The organism is Leptolyngbya sp. FACHB-321 (assembly GCF_014695975.1).
In the GTDB taxonomy this organism is placed as follows: Bacteria; Cyanobacteriota; Cyanobacteriia; order Leptolyngbyales; family Leptolyngbyaceae; genus Stenomitos.
This window is the reverse complement of the sequence record NZ_JACJPI010000008.1, coordinates 1-25,554: the sequence shown is the minus strand read 5'-3', so window position 1 is coordinate 25,554 and position 25,554 is coordinate 1. Positions and strand designations below refer to the sequence as shown.

Here is a 25,554-nt window from a genome sequence, read left to right as displayed (position 1 = left end):
GCAAAAAAGTGCTTCTAGACTAAGCATGAGGGCAAACCAGGCATGAGATTTTGCATTTTCAGCCTATCGGGTTTGCCCCTTTCTTGTCCCAGTTCTTATCCCGAACTCAGGTTAGGTTAACAAAGGACTACGGCGCTTTACCGCAAGTGGAATGTTATCCCGGACCGCTCAATCAGGTGTTGATGAATATTCTGGCAAACGCGATCGATGCCTTAGAAGAAAGCAACGCCAAACGAACCTATCAGGAGATTGAAACCCAGCCAAATCAGATAACGGTTCGTACATCGGTACTGAAAGATGAGTGGGCAGAAATTACGATCGCGGATAATGGACCGGGGATGCCTGAAGCCATTCGACAGTATATTTTTAACCCCTTCTTTACCACCAAGCCTGCAGGTAAGGGCACTGGAATGGGCATGTCTATCAGTCATCAAATCATCACCGAGAAGCATCACGGTCATTTGAAGTGCCACTCTAGTCTTAGCACTGGAACTGAGTTCTCGATTCAAATTCCTATTCGACAAGCGGCTTCATAAGAGCTTTTGCTGAAGAACAGCCTTTGGAGTGCAGCACTTAGCACAATGTGCAGGGGCTATTCACCTAACCCTAAGTGTTGCAGAAGCGATCGCCGCATCACATCGACTGGAACCGCTTGCTGTAGCCAAATTGCTAACGCGGCTGCACCTTGCTGGACGAGCATTTCTAGTCCATCGATTGTCGTGGCGCCTCGATCTCGCGCTTGCTGCAAAAACAGGGTAGGACTGGGGTTATAGATCAAGTCATACGCGATGACATGGGGTGCAAGGCAGTCAAGCACGGGTGGGCTAAGGGGCGATCGTTCAACCTGTGGCGACATTCCGATCGGGGTTGTGTTGACCAGCAAGCCCGCGTGCGGTAGAAGGTTTGGCAACGCATCCCACATATGGACTTGTACCTTTACAGCCAGTGGTGAACCACCCCAACTCGACAAGAACGCAGCTAACTTCTCCGGATCGCGCCCTACCACATGAATTGCAGCACAGCCTAGTTGAGCACAGCCTGCAACAACCGCTCTAGCAGCGCCACCATTGCCTAAAACGACGGCTACTGCTTGGCTCCAATCGCGCTCCAAGTGTTTAAGCGGGTGCAAAAAGCCCTCAACATCTGTATTAGTGCCGCTCCAACCGCTTTCGGTATGCCAAACGGTGTTGACTGCGCCAATTGCCCGCGCGATCGCTGTTATCTCTGTCAGCAAGGGCATGATGGCTTGCTTATGAGGAATGGTGACATTAAACCCCTGTAGACCAATGGCTGCAAAACCATCCAGCGCTGTCTTGAGATGCCCTGGCTGAACAGGGAACGGTAGATAAGCGTAGTCCAAGCCAAGATCAGCAATCGCCGCATTATGCATGAGGGGCGACAGAGAATGGGCGATCGGCGCACCGATGACACCAAGCAGTTTGGTTTTGCCAGTAAGCACAGGTAGGGGGAATAGGGAGTGGGGAGTGAGGTAAGACGACTTACTCTAAGACAATGGATTCGGTAGTAGTGGATTCGGTGGTCGTGGATTCGGTGGTCGTGGATTCAGTGGCAGTGTCTGTTGGCGCTGTTGCTACTGGCTCGGGTGTATTGCGAACACGTCGGATGGGCAGATTAGCGATGAGGGCAGTGGTGCGATCGCTATTTTCAAGCGCAAATTCCATCCCGTCGGTATCAAGCTCCACGTAACGAGAGACGACCTCCAGAATTTCCTTGCGCATTGCTTCTAGTGCCTGCGGCGGAATATCAGTACGATCGTGCGCCAACACTAGCCTGAGACGATCTTTCACTTGGCTACGGCTGTTGTCACTGGGGCGAGTAAACAGGCGTTCGAGCAGTTCAATCAGCATGGAGCAAGGTGAGGGATAAAGAGGGAATGAATAGATGATGGGGTAAGCAGAAAAGGATAAAGGATGAAGTATAAAAATTTAGCCTTTAGCGTTCAGCCTTTCCTAAAAAAGCTTTTTGTTCAGCACTTTGCGGATCTTGGTGAGGAACCCATCATTGTTGGCGCTCAAATCGAGAAATGGGACTTTTTCGCCCTCAAGTCGGCGGGCAATATTGTCGAAGGCGCTACCAGCGAGAGATGGGGTTTCTGACAACACGAGCGGTTCGCCTTTATTTGTAGAAACGATCACGCGCTCATCGTCAGGTACGACACCAATCAGGGGAATAGCTAGAATCTCCTGCACATCCTCGACCGACATCATGTCGTTTGCCTGCACCATGGCGGGGCGAATGCGGTTAACGACAAGCTGAATTTTCTTAATGTTGTTCGCTTCTAGCAAACCGACGACGCGATCGGCATCACGCACGGCTGCAATTTCGGGTGTGGTGACAATAACGGCTTCTCTGGCAGCAGCGATCGCGTTCTGAAAGCCCATTTCAATCCCTGCGGGACAATCCACAAACACATACTGATAGCTCTGTGCCAGTGCCATCACCAATTGCTTCATTTGGTCAGGGTTGACGGCATCCTTGGTACGATTTTGCGCGGCTGGCAACAACACCAAATTTGGCTGTCGCTTATCTTTTACCAGCGCCTGCTCTAAACGGCACTGCCCAGCAATGACATCAACTGCTGTGTAAACAACGCGGTTTTCTAAGCCCAGTAGTAAATCCAGGTTGCGAAGACCAAAATCGGCATCCACTACAGCAACCTTTCGACCACGCCGTGCCAGCGTCATGCTCAGGTTAGCGGTGGTCGTGGTCTTACCCACCCCTCCCTTGCCAGATGTAACAACAATAATGCGACTCATGAACTCAGCGGTAAATAACGAAGGGGACAACAAGCTGATGGCTAGAGATGCTTAGACTGTAAACGTTCAACGGTAAATGCTAAACAGCTCCGATTTTGATCACTTACCTGACTGAAATGCTGCTAGCCCAAAGCCAAACATCTACTGTTTAAATTGCTTGGTTCTGGGTGCTTTAACTATACCGAAACTGACTGTTTTTACATTCTGTACCTGATGTTCAAACAACAGTATCAGAAAAAGCCTTGGCACATGTTAGGAAGAGAAGATTTTAGTTTAAAGGAGACAGCTTCAGAAGGCAGGAGGCAGGGAAAGCTAGGGGGAGGACTTCCGAACTCAAAACTCAAAGCTTGTTATCTTCCCTCACTCCTTACTCCTCACCCCTCTCATTCCTTCCCGCCGCGATGAAAATCAACGGCTCTGGCGATGCGGATGGTACGTTCTGGCGTGACGTAAGCAACTTCAGGATGGTATTGAGCAGGGGGTGTTTCGGGAGGTCTAGCGACAAAATCAGCGATACGAAGTTGGGTGGGTTGCATTTGCATTGCCATAATCAGGCAGCGGGTATTGCCTCTAGCGCCTGCATGAGCCACGCCGCGCAAGCGACCCCAGACCAGAATATCGCCGTCTGCCACAACAGCGCTTCCTGCATTGACATCGCCCAGAATGATAACGGTGCCATTGTGGTGAATGTCGGCACCCGATCGCAGCGTTGTCTCCAAATACAGGGGTTCTGCCATCGTCTGCGCGGCTTCCTGCGTCGGCTGGTTCAGGTGTGACAGAGTGGCTTGTTGTTCTACCGAGTAGCCAGCAGTGGCAGCGGCAACAGCAGTTTGGCGACGGCTAGTGTAAACCCGCTTGAGCTGAAGTTTGGCTTCGGTAAGGGCATCGGCGATCGTTTGAAGCTGCCGTCCATCCAACAGGCGATCGCGGGCGATTAAATGCACCGTTGTCTCTGGTTGCCAAAATCGTTCACCTGCATCTAGCCGTTGCTTGAGCTGCTGCCAGACCTCAGTCCAATGAAAGGCTGTATTTCGCCCGTCACCCTCGCCTTCAGGTGGCAATAGCAGCAACAGTTTGCCCCCTTCATTGCGAAAGCGCACCTGTTGATTGGGATCGGGTTGCGTGCGATCGCCTTCCAGAGCATTGGGAGGAACGACAGGCACCGATGGGGAGGGGGAGGCATCAGTCATGCGAAACAAACCGCAGCTTTAACGGCTTTAATAGTAAGCTGAAACGCCGCGATCGGCACGCTCGTTAGTCCATTCGTAGCGGCACAAAGCATAGGAAGACGGCTGGTATTGAGGTTCCTGGCTATGATCTTTTCACACTACCTTTCCCTGATCAGCAATTTCTGATCAGCAATTTAAAGGTGAAGAGCGAAGGGGGAAAGGTGAAGGTGGGAGAGTGAAAGGGTGAAGGGGTGGAAAAGCGGAAGGGTAAAAAGTGTGGCTGAGTGACAAAAAGGGTTCTGAATTTGTCCGGACTGGTGCTTGAAAGCACGTATATGGAAGATTAAACGCCTTTGACTTAACCTCCTGTCATCGTTCATTCTCATGCTAAGTCTAGACTGAGAATAGCCTGGATGAGAATGCTCTATAGTTTGCCGGGGCATCGTCATACCGTGCTCTGAGCTAACGATTGATTTACGGCGATGATCGAGGGCGATCGTGCTTATATCGGTACTACTATGTCAGACGTATTAGTTTCTGCTGAAGTTAGTTATCCAGAACTCGATCGACTGCTGGATGGGCGTTATCAGGTAAACCAAATTTTGGCGAGCGGCGACTGGGGGCGAACCTACCTCGCGCAGGATACTCGTCGCCCTAGCCAGCCTGATTGCATTATCCAGCATGTGTTACCTGCCGCCAATGATGATGCGTATCGCTATGCGTTGAGGCATCTGTTTGTGCGCGAAGCCGCAACGCTAGAACGGTTGGGGGAGCATGGACAAATACCCCGTTTGTTAGCTTGCTTTGAGGACGAACAGGGCTTGCATCTGGTGCAGGAATTGATTGGCGGTGGCTCCTTGAGCCTAGAACTACTGCCGCAACCCTGGCACGAAGAACAGGTAGTGCAACTGCTGCTGGAGTGTCTAGAACTGCTGGCAGTGGTGCATAGTGAATGCTGTCGGCATGGGGATGTACGACCCGATAATTTCATCCGTCGATCGCAGGATGGCAAGCTCACTCTCACTAACTTTGGCACTGTGCGTGATGTACATCTTGCCCTCATGACGCTACAGGGAAAAGCTGCGCCCTCAAGAGTGCCCAACATGCAGGGCTATCAACCGCCAGAACAGGTGCAAGGGTTGCCCTGCCTTGCCAGCGACATTTACGCGATCGGTCTCATTGGCATTCAAGCGCTAACGGGTGTGCATCCGCTGCAACTAAGCCGTGATTCAAAAACAGGAGAGATCCTTTGGCAACCATTTGGTCAGGCAGCAGGCTCGACGCTGCGGCATGGGCTGGTAGCTGTGCTAAGTCGCATGGTGCGTGCTGACCATACGCAACGTTATCTATCTGCAAAGGAAGCCTTGCAGGCGGTGCGATCGCTGACTCAGGGGGTGCCGTTAGAACGAGTGGATGCGCCGATCGCCGCTGATAGCAGTTCGCTAACCCTGACGCAAAATACTGTGCCTGCACTCATGCTGCCCGAAGCAACTGAGCCAGATACGCCGACAGAGGGGTGGTTGAGTCCAGCAGTGCAGATTGGTGTAGGCATTGGTGCAGTAATGGCGGCAGCAGTTTGTGGCTATGCATTGCCCCATTTGCTCGATCGCAGTCTCTTTAGCGACACTGACCGAGGCAACCAGGCATTAGCACAGGCGACGCAGCAGTATCAGGCAGGGCAACTCCAAAAAGCAGTGGCACTGGCAGAATCGATCCCCAAAGACAGTGCTGCCTATGCGCCTGCACAAGCGGCGATCGATCACTGGCAAAAAGATTGGCAAACTGCCGAGCGCAAAGCCCAGGCAGCAGCAGTGGCACTGCAACAGGGAAACGGGTTAGCAGTTTTGCAAGAGGCTCAAGGGCTACCCAAAATCGCCTACTGGCAACAGCGAGTGCAACCCCTGGTGCAACAGTCTGCAAGTCAGGCAGAAACAGGCGCTGCTGAATTGCTGCGCAATGCGTATGGTCGGGCGATCGTCAAAGATTTTACAGGGGCGATCGCTGCGCTTAAACAGATCCCTGAAGGCACTTCTATTTATGCTAAAGCGCAGGAAAAACTGCGTGAGTACGGCGAAAAGCAGAAAATTCAGGCAGTCAGCTATCTCCAGACTGCCTACGATCAGGCAGAAGCAAAGCGGTTCGATCAAGCGCTAGAGTCACTTCAGAACATTCCTGGTGGGGTTTCCACGTATGCCACTGCCCAGTCTAAGATTCGCGAATACACCGAAAAACAGCGCGCTCAAGCCGATGCTCTGACAAGGCAAGACCTGAATCCTGGTAGCAATCTGCAAGAGACGAATCTAGCGGGACTGTAGGAGGTGCGGGGTGAGGGGTGAAGGGTGAGGAATTTTAGTTGATTCAGCCTTTAGCCTCCCCTGATCCTTCTGCCTCCTGCCTCCTGCCTCCTCACGTCCCATTTGTATCCTGTATCTGTACCCCATCAACATCTACTTGCTATGATGCGTCGTGGTGGCGATCGCGTTGGTCTTAACGATTTACCTAACAGCTTACCTAACTATTGGAGCAGCATATGGGGTTCCATTCTCCTCTTGAGTCCCAGGGTTATTACCGCTATGACCCGACTGCCCTAGAGCAGCAAGGACCGGCTCGCCTGTTTCCTCATGCTGGAGAAGATGGGTTGCTGCGCTATGTGATAACCCAACTGCGTCGCAATGCGCTAGCGCACGGACGCTTGTCTGAACCCTTAAGCTTGCTGCTGCGCCAACTAGAGCGGACAAACCAGACATTAGATCAGGTATGGTCACAGGTATCAACGCTGTTAGTTGATTTTAAGTGGCTGCAATCGGGCTGGTTTAATGTGACGCTGCCACCCAACGAGCAGTTTGATGCAGCCTTTGTGCGCGAACGGCGAACTATGACAGCGGTGTTGCTAGCGGCTAAAACGGCGGCTAAACTTCATGCTACTCCTGCTGCCCGTCGATCACAGTTCTATCAAGTGCTAGAAAACTTGGGTCGTGTGCGTCCGGTGGTCAGTCAAATTCATGAGCGGGATGGCGGCTTGAGCGATCGCGAGTTTGCACGTCAGCGCTTGGCAGGGCAAAATCCGATGGTAGTGCGGCAAGTGCGATCGTCCGACCAAGCATTGCTGCAAGTTTGGGCAGATGCAGTGCAGGCGGAGGGTCGTTCCGTTGATTTAGTGGAGGCAGCCGCCGCAAAGCGCCTTTTTGTAGCAGATTATCCGTTGCTACAACATTTGACTCCGGCTGACTTGCAACCGGGGCGCTATGTGGGTAGCCCGATCGCAGTGTTCTATCGGGCAGACACGGGGCTGGAGCCAGTGTTGATTCAGGTAGAGCAAGGCAGATTGATCACGCCTAGTGCCGATGTCGATCGTTGGATGCAAGCGAAGCTGTATGTGCAAACGGCAGATGTCACCGATCACGAACTGATTGTGCATCTGTGCGATACGCATTTGGCAATGGAGGCGTTTGCGATCGCCACTCCCCGCCAGCTCCCCACTACTCATCCGGTCTATCGTCTGCTACGCCCCCATTTTCGCTTTTTGCTGGCAATCAACACACGCGGCAACGCGATTCTACTGGGTGAAGGTGGCGCGATCGATCAGCTCCTCGCTCCCACTCGCGCGGCTTCGCTGGCACTCATCAATCAGGCGTATCGAGCGCGATCGTTTCAGGACTACGCGCTGCCCACTCTTATTACGCAGCGTGGCATTGAACCAGACGTGCTGGCGGAGTTTCCTTATCGAGACGATGCGCTGCTGCTGTGGGGGGCGATCGAGCGCTACGTCACACGTTTCCTACAGCGTTACTATCCAGACGATCAAGCAGTCCAGCATGACCCGTATCTGCAAGCCTGGGCAGCAGAATTAGGTGCTCCGTTGGACTCTCGCCCGGTAAGCGAATTTCCCCAGGCTCCAGCATGGCTACCGTCTGAGTGGGTTAGCCAAGTTAAGCTCAACCCTGACCCACTGCCCACCTATCCCCGCGTACCAGGTTTTCCTCCAGTGGCAGGCGCAGAGGCGCGATCTGGTGCGCTGCAATCGGAGACACATCAACCAGAAGCGCTTCGATCGAACGCACTCAGCAGCCTTCAGCAACTCATCGACATTACTACTCAAGTTATTTTTACCTGTGGTCCTCAGCACGCCGCTGTTAATTTCAGCCAGTTTGACTATGTGGGCTACACTCCCAATGCGCCCCTGTCGCTTTCCAGTCGCCCTGATACAGCCGCTTCAGTGCAGCAATTGCTGCCAAACGCTGATCAGGATCTGGGGCAAATGGAGCTAACGTTTGCACTCAGCGGCATTCGTTGGGGCACGCTGGGCAGCACGGCATTGAGCCAGTTTGTCGATCGAGGCGATCGTCAAATTCTGGAGCAATTTCAAGCCGATCTGGCAGATATCGAAGTGAAGATCAACGCCCGTAATCAGCAACGCCTTGCCACGAGCGGTATAGAGTATCCATACCTTCTGCCGTCAAGGATTCCAAATAGCATCAATATTTAGTTGTTGGTTGTAGTTGTTAGAAGGAGTCAGCAGTCAGCATCAATTCATCCGTCTCCCCTCACTTAATGCCAGTTAAACAGTAATGCCAGTTAAACAGTCTGCCATCTCTATTCTCACTGCGATCGCGATCGCTACTGGCATCCCGTTTCCTGGCTATGCGTTGCCGTTATCGCCGGGCGATCGGGTGCGAGTGCTAACACCAATGGATGATGAATTGCCGCCAGAAAGCCGCTTTCGGCTGAGTGGACTGTATGAAGTAAACGTGGATGGGACGTTGCAAATTCCGTTTTTAGAGCCACAGTCTGCGGTGGGACTAGAGGTGGCAGCGGTGCAAAAGAATCTGGCGGACGCGCTGGTAAGTAAGGGTTTTTTTCGACCCGAATCGCTGGAATTAAGTGTCAGCGTAGTCTCTTGGGCACCGATTCAGGTAACGGTCGCTGGGGAAACGTTTCGTCCAGGGCGAGTGTTGCTTAATGCGGTTACGGAGAGCGAACAGCGGCAGGAGGGGCGATCGCCGCTTTCCACTACGGGGATGACTGGTGAGGTGGTGACTGGCAACTATGCACCCGATCGCTATCTGAGTGCTGCCATTCGTAGTGCCGGTGGCTTAAAGCCGACTGCCGATCTACAACACATTCGGCTGCTGCGCGGCAAGCAAGAAAAAACATTCGATCTTTCTGGTGTGTTAATCGGCAAGATCGTTCCCGATGTGCCACTGATTGCAGGCGATGAAGTGACGGTGCCAGCCTTGCCCTACCGTCAAACTAATCTGGTGCGTCCGTCTCAGCTTACCCCAACCGAAATTACCGTGTTTTTGTCGAATCTGACGGTGCCCACTACGCCCAACCTCAGTAAGGGTGGTCAGGTGACATCGTTGCCGTACGGCACTCGCCTTTCGCAGGCAGCGATCGCGGCAGGGTGTGCAGGTGGTACACAGCGAACCAACGCTAGACGACGTGCGGTGCTGGTGCAGACCGATCGCGATACTGGCAAAACGACCGTTACCGAGCGGTCAATCGAACGATTACTCAAACGCTCTGACAACGATACCGAAAACCCTTTTTTGATGCCGCAGGATGGGGTAGTTTGCTACGATTCAACTGTCACAAACCTCGCCAGTATCTTCCGCCTAATCACCGATATTGCCAGCCCGTTCTTCATCATCAACAGGTTATTTCGGGATGAATGAGTTTCCTCAACTTTCCCAGTCTTTACCCTTATCGGCAGCTGATCGAGGACGCGGACTACGGTATCTGGCGATCGCGGCGGCGGTAAATGCAGCCGTGTGGGGACTAGCACTTTATCTCTTGCAGGATTCGCCGCGTCTTTACACCAGCCTGTACTCGATCGTTTTGTCGGAGCAGCCCAGCCGCACGCAAGCCAATCTACCGCAGCTAACGGCTAACGATCGTGTAGAGGCAGCCATCAGTCGGCGTGAAAATGCGAAAGCCAGCTACAAACTTATTGCAACAACCGATGAAGTGCGCCGAGCCGCTGCTGCCAGCCTTGGCATGACGACGACCCAGTTTGGGATGCCGCAGGTAGACGGTGTAGAGGGCACCGGGTTGATCAACATGGGCATCACTGGATCAACGCCAGAAGAGACACAAAAAAAGGCGCAGGCTTTGTACGAAGCCTTTCAGGAGCGGCTGACTCAGCTCAGGTTGCAGCAGTCCGTCGAACTGGACACAGGCTTTGAAAGCTCGCTGGGTGTGGTTCGTAAAAAGCTAGAAACCGCTCAACTCCGCTTGTCTGACTACAAAATTCGCTCTGGACTGGCTTCTAAGGAGCAGATCGATCAGCTTGCCAGAAATATTGAGGCACTCCGACGGCTGCGAATTGAAGCGATCGCCCAGCAGCGTGATGCAACGGCACGATCGCAGCAGCTATCGGGCAACTTCAAAATGTCTTCTGAACTGGCAACTGAGGCATTTGCACTCCGCGCCGATCCCCTGTTTCAAAGCTTCTTGCGCGAATACAGTGAGGCAACAACTCAGTTAGCGGCTGTATCCTCAAAGTTCGGTCCCAATCATCCCGTTGTGGTGCAGGCAACGACCCGGCAGGCAACCGCCGAAAGCGCCTTGCGAAGCCGTGGGCAGCTACTGCTGGGGCACCCGACTGATCTGACAACGATCGCTCGCCTCAGCACTGGCAGCAATGCTCAAGAGACCAACCCGCGCGAAACGCTTTTTAAGGATATTGTGACCCATCAGGTCGAGCAGCGTGGACTGACGGCACGAGTGCAGGAACTTGACCAGCAGCTAGCCCAACTAGAGCAACGGCTGAATGTGCTTTCACAGCGTAGTTCCACCTTAGAAGCACTTGATCGCGATGTTCAGATTGCCCAGTCTATCTTTTCTTCCACCTTAGCGGGGCTACAGGTAGATAAAAGTGATGTCTTCGGCTCCTACCCGCTCACTCAGATTGTAGCCGAGCCAAACTTGCCTACCACTGCCACTATCCCGCGTCGTACACCGCTCTTCATCGCTGCTGCCCTTATCTCACTGCTCGTCACCATGGGCTTATTCATCGCGTGGCTACGTCAAACATCTATTAAATGGCGCTGGGTCGCCAGTAGTAGAAGTTAAACGTGCAGCAGTGATAGTGGTATTCTACAACGGCAAGGAAGCGTCAACTAGGAGGCAGGGTACGCCGCTTAATCATGCAGATCAGCATCCCAAACGCCGATGTAAATGCGATCGCTGCTGTTTCGTTGAATAACGCCTTTGAGATTCCCTTTTCTAAAGGAGTATTCGTTTACTTTGCGTTGTTTTACCTGTTCTAAGTCATCGAGAATGTCTCCTGCTTGCCCACCTGTCATATTGTTGAGGGCAACTTTCATTTGGAGAGTATCAACCGATTGAGCAAACGACGCTTCAGTTTGTCGGACTTTGCCAGAGGTGCGATCGTAAATATAAGCCAGCGTTACTGCATTGGGCACTACTTCGTACAGTGCAGTCCGAGTGTCACCCCAAGCCCCCTTATTGGTTTGAGCAGGTTTACCGAGCGCTGCCTCGACTTCACGTTCTGACGTACCAACTGGAAAACCCGGAATCGCTGGGACTTGGGTTGAGGGGCGATCGTCCCCTTGTGTTTCTGGCTCCACCGGCGGTTCCACTGATGGCTCTGGCGATCGCTCCACTTCTGGTGGTTCTTCAGGGAGAGTCGAAGGGCTAGGGGGGAGCGGCTTAGGCGAGGCGGCAATCGACGGCTCTAGCGAGGGTGTCGGCGTTGGTTCTTCGACGATTACTTCCGTCGGTGTTTCGGGTTTATAGAAAGCCGCGATCAACGCAGTGCCAAGCATCGTGAGCAACAACGCGCCTAACAGCAGTGGCAGCAGATAGCGATTCTGGCGCGGAGCCGTAGCCGGTGCGCCTGCAAGGGTTTTATCAGGCTGTTGTACTGAGCCGTTTGGCAATTGTGGTCGCTGGGGCGATCGCTGCCCTACTGCCAGCGTTGCCGCTGTTTGAGTGGGTGGCACAAAGGCAGCAGGTTGGGATAGTGACGGTGTGGGAGCGGCAGGGATAGAAGGAGCATCGGGCAAAAGGGCAAGCCACTCATCCATGCTGGCAGGTCGATAGCCTACATCCACTGCCATCCCGCGTATCACCGCTTGATTGGTTGCCGCGCTCAGTTCCGGACGTAGTTCACGTGGATCGGGCAACGGTTGACGGTCTCTTAAAATCGATGCCGTGGGAACGCGTGCCGTTAAGAGTGCATACAACGTAGCTGCTAAGCCATAAACATCAGTGGCAGGGGTACGCTTTTCCTCAGAAAGATATTGTTCGATCGGTGCATAGCCAGCCGAGATCAAGCTGGTATGGTTTTGCGTTGAACCGGGCGTAAATTCGCGGGCAATGCCAAAGTCAATCAGCACGACTTCTTGAGTGCCCTGGCGCAGAATGATGTTTTGCGGCTTGATATCGCGATGCAGCAAGCCATTTTGATGCACCACTTTCAGCGCACTGCCAATTTGACGGGCATAGTGGATGGCGATCGCTTCTGGCAACGGCTGATTTGGAAGGACCAGCGCTTCCAAATTAGGACCACGCAGGTAGTCCATCACCATATATGCCTGACCAGCTTCAATAAAGAAGTCGCTGACGCGGACAATGTTGGGATGCACACACAGCGCTAACCGTCGCGCCTCATCCTGAAACTTGCGCTGATAGTCGGCATAGTCCGGCTCATGGCGCAGCGATTCGTTCAAAGTTTTGATCACCACCGTTTGTCCTAGGAAGTGATGAGTCGCTTTGAACGTGATGCCAAAGCCACCACGTCCTAATTCTTCGTCGAGGGTATACTTACCCCCCTGTAATTGCTGACCAATCAGGGCACTCATAGCAGCAGTCTATCAAATTCTTGAGTACCACCGCCCTAAGAACAACAAGCCTTATTCGTTGGTTTCTGGATACTTTTTTGCCCATGCGTCTAAAAAGCCGAGCGTGAACTTAGACTCATTGCCTTCAGCTAACCCGCTACCAAAAAACGCGCCAACATCTGTAAAGTCGTTACCGCCAGCAAGATCAGACAAACTACGGAACGCGATGAAAGGAATTTCGTTGGCATACGCAACGTGAGCAAAGGCAGTTGTTTCCATGTCGATCGACACGGCTTGAATGGTTTTGAATAGATAGTTGCGGTAATCAGGGTTAGCGAGAAAGACCGGTCCTGATACGCCTCGCCCACCAATGCGTACAACAGGCTGCCCCGAAACACACAGACTTGGATTTTTGGCACCACAGCGATCAAGTTGAGGCTTCACGCTTTGAGCCACTGCCAGCATTTCTGGGTCAACTTTATAGTCAAACTTGTACTCGCCCTTGGGATTTGAGTTGTTTCTAACAAACGTGTCGCGCATAAATAAACCAGTACTAACCGCTCCATTTGGTAACGGCACCTGATAAGCGGAATTGGGTGTGCTGGTAACCTGAGCTAACTTTAAGCCCAGACACAGCAAATCTCCTGGTGTGCCGCAGGGTGAGGGCACGTTACTGTTGCCATGCCAATACACCTCTAAAGGGGATGCCCACTGGCTGGGGACGACAACATCACCAATTTTGTTATTTGGGTTAATGCCACCAGCAATACCGCTGAGCAACAAGTGATGCACATTGAAATGATCAATCAGTAATTGAGTGATCATCGTCGCATTCACAGTACTGATGCCACTCAGCACAATAACAACGCTATTACCTCTCAGTTTGCCAGTCGTAAAGATATTGCCATTAATTTTGTATTCACGCTTGTTGGTTGTTTCTGCCAGCAAAATAGTGGCTTCTTCACCAAACGCTGAAACGATGCCAAAGCGCGCTTCGCATTCCGTAAGGCAACGTTTTGGTTTTGCTTCTTTGGCACTTACTTGAGGCGTTGCCATCGCCAGACAAAGCAGGGCGATCGCGCAAAGGCGTTTGATTCCCCAAGCTGACATACTGGTATTGCTCCACAGAAAAGGTGCTGCTTGCGCTTCATGCAACGTAGCAGGTGATGTCACGTCCGTCATCTGTATCCGCTACACGACCGTCACATCACTACTGGTACGCAGATGCACTAGGCTAGAGAGCAAAATATCCCGCTTCTTCCAGACCTGTTGACACGAGCGACACATTTCAGACGATGGTAAGTTTGAGTAGACCTATACCTGGAGCGGTTCATGGTGCCGAATGACGCGATACGCGAACCAGCCCCTACCGGCGTTGCGGTGGAGTTTTTAGACGTTGGCTTTACGGCAGGCGGGCGATCGCTACTCTCTGGGTTAACGTTCGCTATCCAGGCTGGTGAAGCGCTGGTGTTGTTGGGTCGTAGCGGCTCGGGTAAAACCACCACGATGAAGCTAATCAATCGTTTACTCACACCGACCAGCGGTAACGTGCGTGTGCAGGGAAAGGCAACAACTGAGTGGGATGTGATTCAACTGCGGCGACAGATTGGCTATGTTATTCAGGAAACGGGGCTGTTTCCCCACTTTACGATCGAGCGCAACGTCGGCTTGGTGCCATCACTGCAAAACTGGCAGCCCAAACGCATCAAAGCACGGGCACATGAATTGTTGGATTTAGTCGGCTTGGACCCAGCCCAATTCGCCGATCGCTATCCCAATCAACTTTCGGGTGGACAACGACAGCGCGTTGGGGTTGCCCGTGCCCTGGCAGCCGATCCGCCCATTCTGCTGATGGATGAACCCTTTGGTGCCCTTGACCCGATTACGCGGCTGGAGTTGCAGCAAGAATTTCGACGACTTCAGCAAGAATTGGGCAAAACGGTTGTCTTTGTCACCCATGACATTCAGGAAGCATTTGTACTGGCATCGCGCATTGGTTTGATGCAGGATGGACGGCTAGTGGTATTGGGGACTCCAGAGGAGTTTTTGCGATCGCCCGAACCAGAGGCACAAACATTCCTCAAAACCCTACGCACGTTAGATTCGGTGAGGGGTGAGAAGTGAGGAGCTATGAATAACTTTTTCCTTTTTCGCTATGCGCCGGAGATTTTGCAACGAACGGGTGAGCATCTGTATCTAGTGGCGATCGCCATCCTCATTGCTACACTCATCGGCATTCCGCTGGGAATTTTGATCACGCGGAAGCCTGCCCTGCGTCAAACTGTTCTGGGTACGGCAAATATCCTGCAAATTATTCCTAGTTTGGCGCTGTTTGGACTGTTGGTGACAGTACCGCCTGCCTTGGGTGGGGGCATTGGCGATCCGCCTGCGATCGTTGCTCTGACGCTTTACTCCTTTTTGCCCATTATTCGTGGCACCTATACAGGCATCATGAGCGTTGATCCAGCGATTCGGGAAGCCGGTCGGGGGATGGGCATGACCGATTGGCAGCTTTTGTCGCAGGTAGAAATGCCGCTGGCGTTGGGCGTGATTCTCTCAGGTATTCGGGTCGCGACGGTCATTGCGATCGGCACCGCAACCATTGCTACGGCGATCGGTGCGGGCGGCTTGGGCATCTTCATCTTCCGGGGCATTTCGGCGCTCAATAATCAACTCATTCTGGCGGGTGTGATTCCAGCGGCAGTGTTGGCACTCACTGCAGACTTTGGCATTGGCTGGTTGGAACATCATCTGACACGACGGGGAGGCAAACAAGCGCTATGAAACGCAAACCGTTTTTAGTTCAGATGCTCCTGGCGATCGTCCTATTGCTGTCGATCGCAAGTTGTGCCAGTCCTACGGGTGGCGACAATAGTGGTAGTAGCGGCAATCTGGTCATTGGTGCCAAATCCTTCACCGAGCAGGATATTTTAGGCGAACTGCTGGCGCAACAAATCGAGGCAAAAACGGACTTAAAAGTGGTGCGTCGCTTGCAGCTTGGCGATACCCTCGTTTGTCACAACGCCTTGCTGTCAGGACAAATTGACCTTTATCCCGAATACACAGGCACGGCTTTTTCGACCATTCTCAAGCAAAAGACGCTGGGCGACGTGAAGGAAGTCTACCGTCAAGTGAAAGAGGGTTACGCTCAACAGTTCAACCTGGCAGTGATGCCGCCGCTGGGCTTTCAGAACACGTTTGCCATGATTGTGCGGGGTGATCTCGCACGATCGCTCAATCTCAAAACGCTCTCCCAAGCAGCACAGTATGTCCCGCAATGGCAGGCGGGTTTTGGCTACGAATTTACCGAACGCCAGGAATACGCCAACATGGTGAAAACCTACGACTTTAAGTTCACTAAAGCGCCTCGCTTGATGAATTTGGGGTTGCTGTATCGGGCGTTGTTGCAAAAACAAGTGGATTTAGTGGCAGGCAACTCCACCGATGGACAAATTACCCGCTCGGATTTTGTGATCCTTCAGGACGATCGTCAGGCGTTTCCACCCTACGAAGCAGCAGCGATCGTCCGCGAAGCCACGTTGCAAAAATATCCCCAGGTTCGCACTGCCCTTGAGCAACTGGCAGGCAGAATTTCTCCCGATGAGATGCAGCACTTAAATTATCTGGTAGAGGGCGAACTGCGCGATATCAAAGAGGTGGTGCAGACGTTTCTAAAGTCTAAAAATCTTTAGTAGAGTGCTAACTTTGCATACTCCAAGCTTGAATATGTGAAGCACTCAAGGCTGGGGCGCAACATCTACAATCTCGATCGATTTGTTATTGAACCAGCCAATCACTTCATTTGGATTGATATCCATCCCTCGTGCTTTTTTAAACCCTTTGCCACTTTTGCCGCCAAAATGATGAAGATACTGCTCATGTTCGGCATAGCCTTTAACGCTGTAGCCTTCAGTCAGTACCTTTGCCTGTAGCTTTGTAATTGCCCACCACCACTGATGCGCTTCATCCAATAGATGCTTTTGATAGAGTGGTTTGTCAATCAAAAAGCAATAGCCATCCACACGAGCAATAGGGTTACTTGGCACCACACCATAGGAGGTAATCCCTTCTTGATGGGAGTTTAGTAGCACTTTGAGCCAATGAGGGTCACGAATTTCGACATCACTATTGAGCAATAAAAAGTGAGTAGCATCAGGACGGGCAAGCCGTGAGGCAATATTATTTCCTTCCGCAAAGAGCGAGTTGTAATTGAGTAGACAAAGTTTATCAATCCAGCCACGTTTAAGCATTAATGGCAGGCATAACTTCAGTCCTAGTCTTGAGTTGTTATCAACAACAATCACTTCATAATCAATATCAGGTGTTAAGCGCTGTAAGCTATCAAGCGTTTTATAGACATAGCCGATCGCATTGAACGTTAAAACCAGAATGCTAACTTTCAGTATTGTTGTCATAGTGAGTCCTCTTACAGCAGTGTTCACTTGAACGCGACATCCTATCGCAGTCAAGATTACAGAATGTTGCTGAAAAACAGCAAATGAGTTTTTGCATGATAGCTGACGTACAGCTCTTTGAAGGCTACTGGTGTCGATCGCGTACGTTCCCTCCTATTGCTACTGCTCTCTATTGCTACTGGTCTAGTGAAGTGCTACTGCTTACTGGATGCGATCGCTAACAGTAACGCTGTAACCGTTAGAATGGCAGCAGTGCTTTTTTATCCTCCCCCCAGTCTTTTTCCTTCTTGACCTATGCCCACACTCGAACGCAAGCCCATTCTGCTTGATTTTGAAAAGCCGCTTGCCGATCTAGAAGCGCGAATTTTTCAAATTCGTGAACTTGCAGAAGAAAATGATGTCGATGTATCTGATGAGATCCGTCAGCTTGAGGCACGCGCTGTGCAACTTCGACAAGAAATTTTTAGCGGGCTGTCCCCCACCCAACGACTACAGGTTGCACGACATCCCCGTCGTCCCAGTACGTTGGACTATATTCAGGCAATTAGCGACGAGTGGATGGAACTACACGGCGATCGCGGTGGGTTTGATGACCCAGCGTTAGTCGGTGGCGTTGCCCGGCTTGCCGGTCGCCCTGTTGTCATGCTTGGTCAGCAAAAAGGACGCGATACCAAGGACAACATTACGCGCAACTTTGGGATGGCATCACCTGGTGGTTATCGCAAAGCCATCCGGTTAATGGAGCACGCCGATCGCTTTGGGATGCCAATCGTCACGTTTATTGATACTCCAGCGGCATGGCCGGGGCTGGATGCTGAAGCCTTTGGGCAGGGTGAAGCGATCGCCTACAACCTCCGCGAAATGTTCCGCTTTGACGTACCCATCATCTGCACAGTTATTGGGGAAGGCGGCTCTGGTGGTGCCCTCGGCATTGGCGTAGGCGATCGCCTGCTCATGTTTGAACATTCGGTCTATAGCGTTGCGCCACCCGAAGCATGCGCGGCTATCCTCTGGCGCGATGCCAGCAAAGCTAACCAAGCAGCAGATGCGTTAAAAATTACTGCACCAGATCTGAAGCAGCTTGGCATTATTGACGAAATTTTGCCTGAGCCGATTGGCGCTGCCCATGCTGACCCAGTGAAGACAACCGAAATTCTTAAAGAAGCCTTGTTGCGCCATCTCGATGTACTGGATCGAATGACCAGTGAACAGCGACGCGAATTACGCTACCAAAAGTTTCGAGCGCTCGGTATTTTTAGCGAACACCCCATTTAAGCTGCACTGCTAAAGCCCTTATTTGCAGGCTAAGTAGGTGTTTAAACCTGAAGGAAGGCAATAGGCACAATCTCCGATGGCTGGAACGTTTAGTTAGCTCACTTTCTTCCGGCTTTTGAGAGTCAGGAGTGATATAATAAACTCGTAACAAATGTTTACAATTCCGAGCGGCTGTTGCGCTCTCACTGCGTGCGTTCCACACCAGTTCTCTCACAACTAACGTGTGGAATCAGTACGCATCAGGATTCTCATTGGCTTAACGTACAGCGATTGTCTGCCTTCGCTTTAGCGTTGAGGCTCTTTGCTTGAGCTGTCGGCATTTGTAGCTAGCGACTACACACCGCCTTTCCTCTCATTTCTGATTCAGCTTCGGCTGCTAGACTCATCAATCAGTGCGCTAAAGTTGCTGCGCCTTGCTATCGGTGAGCCTGTATATGTCCAGACTCTAAGGATATTAAGACTGTTTCATGATTTCTCCAACTGAACGGTATGCGCTTGTTACAGGGGCAAGCAGCGGCATTGGTAGGGCAACAGCGCTAGCCTTTGCTCAAGCAGGCATCCACCTTGCATTAGTGAGTCGTACACAGTCAAAGCTAGAGGCTGTGGCGGCAGACGCAGCCCAATATGGGGTGACAGTGCGCTGTTATCCCATTGACTTGTTGCAGGTTGAGCACGTGCAGGAAAAAATAGCGGCGATCGCCGCCGTCGAACCCATCGACATTCTCGTTAACAATGCCGGTATGGGTTACACTGCCTCGCTCGCTAACACACCGCTAGCAGACTGGCAGCGCGTTCTCACATTAAACCTGACCAGCGTTTTTCAGTGCATTCAAGGCGTTCTGCCAAGTATGCACGAACGTCAGCAGGGAACAATTATTAACGTGTCGTCGATCGCTGGGCAGCAAGTTTTTCCTGACTGGGGTGCCTACTGCGTCAGTAAGTTTGGGCTGGTGGCGCTGTCCAAAACGCTAGCGGCTGAGGAGCGTCACCGTGGCGTTCGCGTGGTTACGATCTCGCCGGGTTCTGTCAACACGCCCATCTGGGATACAGATACGGTGCACGCTGACTTCGATCGTGCCTCCATGCTGACACCAGAAACAGTTGCCCAGTCAATTCTCTACACTGCTCTGCTGCCCCAAGACGCAGTGATTGAAGATCTGACCTTAATGTCAAGTGTCGGTGCGCTCTAGCAGTCAGCGATGAACCAGGTTTTAGCTCACCCTGCTCCATCGTTAGCTTTAGCGTTGCCGCTGCCATCACAACCAATAAGTATTCACACTGTCACTTTACCTACCTTTGACCCACTATGGCTACCACTTCTTCTCAAGGTTCTAACGGCTCCCAGCCTGCTGAAAAAAGCGCTAAAAATTTGACCGTCCGACCCGATCGCAACACACTTAAGGGCGGACAAGAGCCGAAATTGCAAACGCCGCCCGAAGACCTCAAAGACGACATGATGGCTGCTGTAACAACCATGCTGCTGGGAGTTGGTGAAGACCCTGAACGCGAAGGCTTGCTCAAAACCCCCAAGCGCGTTGCTGAAGCCATGCGCTTTCTGACCAGCGGCTACCAGCAATCGCTCGAAGAACTCGTCAACGGTGCCATCTTTGACGAAGGTCACAACGAGATGGTGCTAGTGCGTGACATTACAGCTTTTAGCCTCTGCGAACACCATATGCTGCCCTTCATGGGCAAAGTCCATGTGGCTTATATCCCGAATGAAAAAGTCGTTGGGTTAAGCAAACTGGCGCGCATTGTTGAGATGTACTCTCGCCGCCTGCAAGTCCAAGAACGTCTCACCCGTCAAATTGCCGAAGCCGTCCAGACAATCTTAGAACCTAGAGGCGTGGCGGTTGTGATGGAAGCCACGCATATGTGCATGGTCATGCGGGGTGTACAAAAGCCTGGTTCCTGGACAGTAACAAGCGCTATGGTTGGCGTTTTCCAGGAAGATCAGAAAACCCGCGAAGAATTTCTGAACTTGATTCGGCATCAGCCCTCCTGGTAAGTGCCCGTTTGTCAGCAAGTAGCTAGGCGGCATGTGCTCGTCATGTTAACGCGGTTGCTCCAAATCCCTTTCCTGCTGTTGGGGGAGGGATTTTTGCTGGCAAGTGAACCATTTAGCGTTAAATGCTGTCTAACAAGATGAAACGACAACGTACCTGACTGTAGACCTTTGTGTATTTTTAGAGAACTGTAGGTGCCGCCAGATCATGATGAAATCCATCCAACGAACGGCTTTAACTGTGGGCGATCGCGTGCGTCTTGTGCGTGGAACGATGAGAGGGCATACCGCTACGATCACTGCCACCAAAAACGGTGCTTACTTTCTCATTGGAGACTGGACACAACAGACAGGTTTTGTTCTGGTCAACTATGGACCTGTTGAACCAGACGACTTGAAAAAGCTATAAATGCTTCCTGCGTCTGTGCTGTGACAGTGTATCAAGCTCGCACGCGGCTATCATCTGTCTGAAAAATACGCCGACCTTCAACTCAAGTTGAGCGTACAGCAGACGAAAAGAACGTTAATTCTTCCATCATCCTTTTGCTATATGAGGCATTCCATCAGGACGTAGCATGGTCATGCCTTTACTTGCCGATTGCTCTGGAGAGAAGCGAGCAAACGGCATCAGAGGGAGACAGAACTTATTCTGCATGAGGAAAGTAAACCTGAAACAGTGCGACTAGACTGACGACAGCAGCACTAAAGCCTAAGAAAAACGAAACGCCAACAAGAAGAACTGTCATTGCTACGTGAAGTGAATTTCTTCTAGCATCGCAGGTTCCCATCCTTCGTAGGAAAAGTAACTGTAAAAACTTGATGAAGGAATAGTAAATCTACAGTTGACTGCTGTTTATGTCGTAGCAACGGTCACAGAGGTTAGAACGTATAAGCTTAAATGCCTACGCTAAGGCAGGGTTACTGACTCAACGTCAAACAACCTGATAGACAAAGCGAAGACATGCCCATACGTTCATATTCAACACAAAGCTGTCAGATGGGTTACCAACAGTTGGTTCAAGGTGATCGCCAGCTTGATGGAGATCTTGCAACAGCGCCTGGACAACCTCTAGCGGCTTTGCCAACGTCTTTAAGGATGGCGTATTGGATGATCGCGTAGTGTCCAACAGCGCCATTGTCTGCTCAAAGGGCGCACGGCTACAAAGTAGGTAAGTTGTTGCTAGCCCAGTAGGACCTGACACTAGCCACTGAAAGGAGGTTGATGCCTGGGGTAAGGTGAGGGTTTCGTGAGAGTCAATGGTGTTGGAGTCGCGATCGGGCATGATCGTCCCTTCACTCGTTTCATCTGCCGTAGGGGCTTGCGATAGAGCTGGAGAGACAGCATGAGCTAGCGGTAAATCTAGCGAGACGAGATCACCATTGCTGTCCAAGTGCAGCAGCAGAAAGTGAACCGCTTGTTCGCTTTGGTTTTCTAACTGATATTGAATCTGGCTACCAATCGACAGGCTGACTAATTGATCCGTTTCAAGAGGCAATACAGTGGATCGCGTTGGTGAAAGCGGCGCAAGCTGAGCGATCGCAGACGTTTGTTGCATCAGCCTACGTGCTTCCGGTGCCAACACTACCAGTGTTGCTCGTACTGCCAGTTGCGATGCGGTTTCATTGACGGTTAAATTGAGCAGTTTTGCTGCCAGGAGCGTTTGCAGTTTGGGCACCAATCGCTTTACTGCCACTTTAACGGCTTCGCCCCCTTCGCCAGCGGTATTTGGAATTGCAGTACGACCGGGAGAAAAGAGGGCATAACTACTTTGCGAGACGGCTGCTTTATTGCTCAGTAGGTTGGGCAGTGCTACAGCGGGCAGGGCTGCAATCTGTGTTGGTTGCACTGCATGGGTTTTGCTAAAGAGATAATCGGCAGCTTGCTCGCCCGCGATCGTCGCTGATACGTGCGGCAGGGCTGAAATCGCACTGATTGCATCCACTCGCTCAATCCGCGCCAGATTGCTATCAAGGGCGATCGTCAGCCCAACAGTACGGGGCAGCACTCGCACCTGTTCCCGCACAAATTGCCCTACGTGTAACACTGGTGCCGTCTCGATTAACGGTGAGTTCTCTACTGAGGCAGGAGCCAGTTTTGCTTTTGCAAGCAGCCCCTCGCGGGACACAATTTGCAGGAGGCGATCGCGCTGTGCTCCCGACTCATCCACCAGGGCTAGTAACGAGTTAGCTTCATACTGCTCCAATACGGCTGCCGATAGCCCACCCAGCCAAAGCCGTACCGCTTTACCACTCTCCTCAAAACGAACAATCACACCGTCAGCACCTCCAACAGGTACTGTTGGCAGATGGTAGGGCGTGAGGGGACGCTCTTTACTCATCAGACCACTGATGTGAGGCTGCTGCACTCGCTTTGCCAGTTGACCCATTTGCTCGGTTGCTCGTCGCACAGTCATCCGCAGCGCAGTGGTTGGGGTTGCCTGCCAAAGCTGCTGAGTCAGCGCGTAGGTAAACAGTCCAGCGCTGAAGCCATCCCACCGTGCTTCGGCTGCCCATTGATCGGTGCTAGCGGCTGTGAGCACGACTCCAGGCATTTGCCCAGAACGCCGCTGCACGGCAAGACGTGGGCGATCGAGGTTCATTTGGCTCAACAGCGAGTCCTGAAATGCCAGTTCAGCATCACTGGGCTGGGCACCTGTAAGACCGGGACGACTGCGAAGGCGAAGGTTGCCTTGAAGCGGTTGGGTTCGGGGGGCGTAGCTCGTATCGAGGATGGTAGTAACCTGATTAGTGGGGAGCGATCGCAGCAGCAGCAGCAGGGTCTCTGCTAGCAAATCGTTGACAATCGGCATTGCACCTTCCGTCAATGGTTCATCGATCGTCACCAGGCTCTTTTGCACTGCATCTGGCGTAGCACCAAGCGCTACTTGACCACCGTAACCACTGAAGTGAAACACAACGACATCATCGGCTCGTGCTTGCCCAATCAGATGTTCAACAAAGGCAGTCGTAATTGCCTCCCGTGTTGCCTGCTGATCGATCAGCGTGAGAATATCACCACGCTGAAACCCAAAGCGATGAATCAACAGTTCTCGCTGCAATTCTACATCCGTGCCGCAGCCATACAGTGGTGCTTGGCGATATTGATTGATGCCGATAAGCAGTGCCAGTTTGCGTCGTGTTGGCTCTGCTAAAGCGCTTTGATAGCGTTGAACGATCGGTGACAGTACAAGGTCGCCAGCACCAAAGACTGCCAGCGCTAAACCTGATCGCTGTAGAAAATGCCGACGTGTCAGATCCATGCTTTTATTTCAGCATTAAAATCACATTCGCGCCCGAAAATGCACTCCTTTTATGCCTTTAAGCCGATCCAACCCGTATCGTACTTTTGGTGCTGGCTGTAGAACCTCAGCTACTCTGATGCTGCGTATAATGAAGAAAGACTCGTAAGATACAATTTATTGAGCTTTAAAGCGCTGGAACGAGTGCTCGTCTCTAGTCTGTATTGACTTTACGTACGATTAAGACGTTGCAACAAGTAAGTTAGGTTTTGGCTACGTTCAGCCCTCCATGACAAAAGGTTAAGACTGCAATGTGAGTGTGTCGTCAAACCTGTTTAATGGGTACACTACATAGCTTGCAAATCCCTGGGTGCTTCAGCGGCAGCTCTACCAGCTTCGGCTTTATTGATGGGGTCAGCATGGCACGAGCATGACGAAAGCAAACACTAATTTTCCTGAAGTACTATGGAACGGCAATCGCTTACCAGGGCTAAAGCGTCTGAACTTGAAGTTTATATTGAGGTTCATAACCGTCAGGGATTAATGCTGGCAGCGGATCGTCGTTATGTAGAGGCGATTGCCTGTTACGATCACACCCTTCTTTTGCAAGCAGACAATTTTTCTGCCTGGTATGGGAGAGGGACAGCCCTAGCAAACAATGGGCAGTATCAGGAAGCCTTGGCGAGCTTTGACCAGGCGATCGCCATTGACTCGCTCAACCACGCTGTCTGGACGTTTCGAGCCGTCGTGCTGATTCACTTGAAGCGGTATCAAGAAGCGCTGTCAGCCTGCGAACGCGCTCTGGCATTACAACCCGACGATCCAGAAGCGCTAACGTTCCGTGGCGTAGCCTTCCACTATTTGGGTCAGTACAAGCGTGCCTACGAGAGCTACGATCGCGCGACTGGACAGACGACACAACAGTGGAAACCTTGGAAATGGGTGACAAATTTGCTCCACCAATCCCAGCGTAAGTAAGTTGGAGAACGACCTGCTCTGACTACAGCCATTTTGGGTTTGCAGTAGCCCTACTCCTTCACCCTTCCCCTCTTTTATTCTTTTACGAGATATTGCGGTTTGCTTTTTGACAGCAAGCCTCAAAGTGCTGTAGCAATAATCCGACAAAGACTTCTCTTCTTAAATTGTTTGTAGTCAAACAGTGCATGTGCTATATTTGTTTCTAGATTGTATGACGTAGTACAGTCTAAAGACGAACGAACTGTCTCAAGCCAGAAGACAGCACTGATGCAAGGAGAATCTCAAATGAGTACGGATCTAAAAGCAACCTTTGAAGACATTAAAAACCAGGTTTTGCAAGGCAGAGCTATGGAGGTTTTTGAGCAATACTACGCAGACGATGTAGTGATGCAAGAGAATGACAATCCGCCGACCGTCGGTAAAGAGGCAAATCGTCAGCGAGAGCTAGAATTTTTCTCCAAACTGACTGAGTTTCGTGGCGCTGAGGTGAAAAGCGTTGCCTATGGCGATGATGTCATTATTTCTGAGTGGTTTTTAGACTACACTCACGCCGATTGGGGCAAGCGAACCTACGATCAGGTGTCTGTCCAGAAGTGGAAGGACGGTAAGGTTATCTCTGAACGCTTTTATTACGCTAGCTAAGTAGGCGGGCTAAATTAAGCACTGCTGAGAGAGTAGGTTTCGACTGCGCTCAACCTGCCAACACACAGGACTAAGAGCATTGAGACTTCGGCATAAGCGCTCAGCGACACGAAGTTGAAAGGCAACTTATCAATAACCTGAGTTCGGGATAAGAACTGGGACAAGAAAGGGGCAAACCCGATAGGCTGAAAATGCAAAATCTCATGCCTGGTTTGCCCTCATGCTTAGTCTAGAAGCACTTTTTTGC

Annotated in this window: 21 protein-coding genes and 1 pseudogene; 14 read left to right on the top strand and 8 right to left on the bottom strand. The window is 51.7% G+C overall.

What is annotated here, in order from left to right; all coding sequences use genetic code 11:
- Window positions 1–110 precede the first annotated feature (110 nt).
- Window positions 111–536, top strand: a pseudogene (locus tag H6F76_RS00270) (HAMP domain-containing sensor histidine kinase); the annotation flags it as partial.
- A gap of 56 nt (window positions 537–592) precedes the next feature.
- Here the strand turns inward: H6F76_RS00270 and H6F76_RS00265 are convergent.
- From H6F76_RS00265 to minC, 4 genes are all read right to left on the bottom strand, one after another.
- A complete protein-coding gene (locus H6F76_RS00265; protein WP_190504903.1) occupies window positions 593–1,459 on the bottom strand; it encodes a shikimate dehydrogenase in 867 nt (288 codons plus the stop codon).
- Window positions 1,460–1,499: 40 nt separating this feature from the next.
- Complete coding sequence (gene minE / locus H6F76_RS00260) at window positions 1,500–1,868, bottom strand: cell division topological specificity factor MinE (protein WP_190504901.1); 369 nt, start codon at window positions 1,866–1,868, stop codon at window positions 1,500–1,502.
- A 102-nt stretch (window positions 1,869–1,970) separates the two neighbouring features.
- Entirely contained in the window at window positions 1,971–2,777 is an 807-nt protein-coding gene (gene minD, locus H6F76_RS00255; RefSeq protein ID WP_190449608.1) for a septum site-determining protein MinD, read from the bottom strand.
- Window positions 2,778–3,160: 383 nt separating this feature from the next.
- Window positions 3,161–3,967, bottom strand: a complete 807-nt coding sequence (minC, locus tag H6F76_RS00250; protein WP_190504899.1) for a septum site-determining protein MinC — start codon at window positions 3,965–3,967, stop codon at window positions 3,161–3,163.
- Window positions 3,968–4,464: 497 nt separating this feature from the next.
- Here minC and H6F76_RS00245 point away from each other — a divergent pair, with 497 nt between their 5' ends.
- The 4 genes from H6F76_RS00245 (at window position 4,465) to H6F76_RS00230 (ending at window position 11,020) form a co-directional block, all read left to right on the top strand.
- On the top strand, window positions 4,465–6,261 hold the full coding sequence (locus tag H6F76_RS00245; RefSeq protein WP_190504896.1) for a serine/threonine-protein kinase: 1,797 nt from the start codon (window positions 4,465–4,467) through the stop codon (window positions 6,259–6,261).
- Between the two features lie 215 nt (window positions 6,262–6,476).
- Window positions 6,477–8,432 (top strand): lipoxygenase family protein, encoded by a 1,956-nt coding sequence (locus H6F76_RS00240; protein WP_190504894.1) that lies wholly within the window; start codon window positions 6,477–6,479, stop codon window positions 8,430–8,432.
- Between the two features lie 82 nt (window positions 8,433–8,514).
- Complete coding sequence (locus tag H6F76_RS00235; RefSeq protein ID WP_190504893.1) at window positions 8,515–9,621, top strand: polysaccharide biosynthesis/export family protein; 1,107 nt, start codon at window positions 8,515–8,517, stop codon at window positions 9,619–9,621.
- Window positions 9,614–11,020, top strand: coding sequence for a hypothetical protein (locus H6F76_RS00230; protein ID WP_190504891.1), 1,407 nt, complete (start codon window positions 9,614–9,616; stop codon window positions 11,018–11,020). The genes H6F76_RS00235 and H6F76_RS00230 overlap by 8 nt, the downstream gene beginning before the upstream one ends.
- 68 nt (window positions 11,021–11,088) lie before the next feature.
- On the opposite strand, the gene H6F76_RS00225 is transcribed toward H6F76_RS00230, so the two are convergent.
- Window positions 11,089–12,774 carry a serine/threonine-protein kinase gene (locus H6F76_RS00225; RefSeq protein ID WP_190504889.1) on the bottom strand — a complete coding sequence of 562 codons (1,686 nt, stop codon included), beginning with the start codon at window positions 12,772–12,774 and terminating at the stop codon, window positions 11,089–11,091.
- Between the two features lie 51 nt (window positions 12,775–12,825).
- The gene (locus tag H6F76_RS00220; protein ID WP_199321821.1) at window positions 12,826–13,935 is read right to left on the bottom strand and encodes a 5'-methylthioadenosine/S-adenosylhomocysteine nucleosidase; all 1,110 of its coding nucleotides are present in this window, start codon (window positions 13,933–13,935) and stop codon (window positions 12,826–12,828) included.
- Between the two features lie 150 nt (window positions 13,936–14,085).
- Here H6F76_RS00220 and H6F76_RS00215 point away from each other — a divergent pair, with 150 nt between their 5' ends.
- The 3 genes from H6F76_RS00215 to H6F76_RS00205 are packed head-to-tail and all read left to right on the top strand — an operon-like array spanning window position 14,086 to window position 16,445.
- Complete coding sequence (locus H6F76_RS00215) at window positions 14,086–14,877, top strand: ATP-binding cassette domain-containing protein (protein WP_190504887.1); 792 nt, start codon at window positions 14,086–14,088, stop codon at window positions 14,875–14,877.
- 6 nt (window positions 14,878–14,883) lie between these two features.
- Complete coding sequence (locus H6F76_RS00210; RefSeq protein WP_190504885.1) at window positions 14,884–15,537, top strand: ABC transporter permease; 654 nt, start codon at window positions 14,884–14,886, stop codon at window positions 15,535–15,537.
- Complete coding sequence (locus H6F76_RS00205) at window positions 15,534–16,445, top strand: glycine betaine ABC transporter substrate-binding protein (RefSeq protein WP_190504883.1); 912 nt, start codon at window positions 15,534–15,536, stop codon at window positions 16,443–16,445. The genes H6F76_RS00210 and H6F76_RS00205 overlap by 4 nt, the downstream gene beginning before the upstream one ends.
- 45 nt (window positions 16,446–16,490) lie before the next feature.
- Here H6F76_RS00205 and H6F76_RS00200 read toward each other — a convergent pair whose 3' ends face one another.
- The gene (locus H6F76_RS00200) at window positions 16,491–17,168 is read right to left on the bottom strand and encodes a glycosyltransferase (protein WP_190504881.1); all 678 of its coding nucleotides are present in this window, start codon (window positions 17,166–17,168) and stop codon (window positions 16,491–16,493) included.
- A 294-nt stretch (window positions 17,169–17,462) separates the two neighbouring features.
- Here H6F76_RS00200 and H6F76_RS00195 point away from each other — a divergent pair, with 294 nt between their 5' ends.
- From H6F76_RS00195 to H6F76_RS00180, 4 genes are all read left to right on the top strand, one after another.
- Window positions 17,463–18,443: an acetyl-CoA carboxylase carboxyltransferase subunit alpha gene (locus H6F76_RS00195; protein WP_190504879.1), complete on the top strand. Its 981-nt coding sequence runs from the start codon at window positions 17,463–17,465 to the stop codon at window positions 18,441–18,443.
- Between the two features lie 467 nt (window positions 18,444–18,910).
- Window positions 18,911–19,633, top strand: coding sequence for an SDR family oxidoreductase (locus tag H6F76_RS00190; RefSeq protein WP_190504877.1), 723 nt, complete (start codon window positions 18,911–18,913; stop codon window positions 19,631–19,633).
- A 116-nt stretch (window positions 19,634–19,749) separates the two neighbouring features.
- Window positions 19,750–20,451 carry a GTP cyclohydrolase I FolE gene (gene folE / locus H6F76_RS00185; RefSeq protein ID WP_190449630.1) on the top strand — a complete coding sequence of 234 codons (702 nt, stop codon included), beginning with the start codon at window positions 19,750–19,752 and terminating at the stop codon, window positions 20,449–20,451.
- A 205-nt stretch (window positions 20,452–20,656) separates the two neighbouring features.
- The gene (locus tag H6F76_RS00180; RefSeq protein WP_190449632.1) at window positions 20,657–20,857 is read left to right on the top strand and encodes a hypothetical protein; all 201 of its coding nucleotides are present in this window, start codon (window positions 20,657–20,659) and stop codon (window positions 20,855–20,857) included.
- Between the two features lie 523 nt (window positions 20,858–21,380).
- On the opposite strand, the gene H6F76_RS00175 is transcribed toward H6F76_RS00180, so the two are convergent.
- Window positions 21,381–23,708 (bottom strand): caspase family protein, encoded by a 2,328-nt coding sequence (locus H6F76_RS00175; RefSeq protein WP_190504875.1) that lies wholly within the window; start codon window positions 23,706–23,708, stop codon window positions 21,381–21,383.
- Between the two features lie 444 nt (window positions 23,709–24,152).
- Between H6F76_RS00175 and H6F76_RS00170 the strand changes: the two genes are divergently transcribed.
- Together H6F76_RS00170 and H6F76_RS00165 are read left to right on the top strand one after the other, a co-directional pair.
- On the top strand, window positions 24,153–24,665 hold the full coding sequence (locus H6F76_RS00170) for a tetratricopeptide repeat protein (RefSeq protein ID WP_190504874.1): 513 nt from the start codon (window positions 24,153–24,155) through the stop codon (window positions 24,663–24,665).
- Between the two features lie 285 nt (window positions 24,666–24,950).
- Window positions 24,951–25,307, top strand: coding sequence for a nuclear transport factor 2 family protein (locus tag H6F76_RS00165; RefSeq protein WP_190504873.1), 357 nt, complete (start codon window positions 24,951–24,953; stop codon window positions 25,305–25,307).
- The last annotated feature ends 247 nt before the right edge of the window (window positions 25,308–25,554 follow it).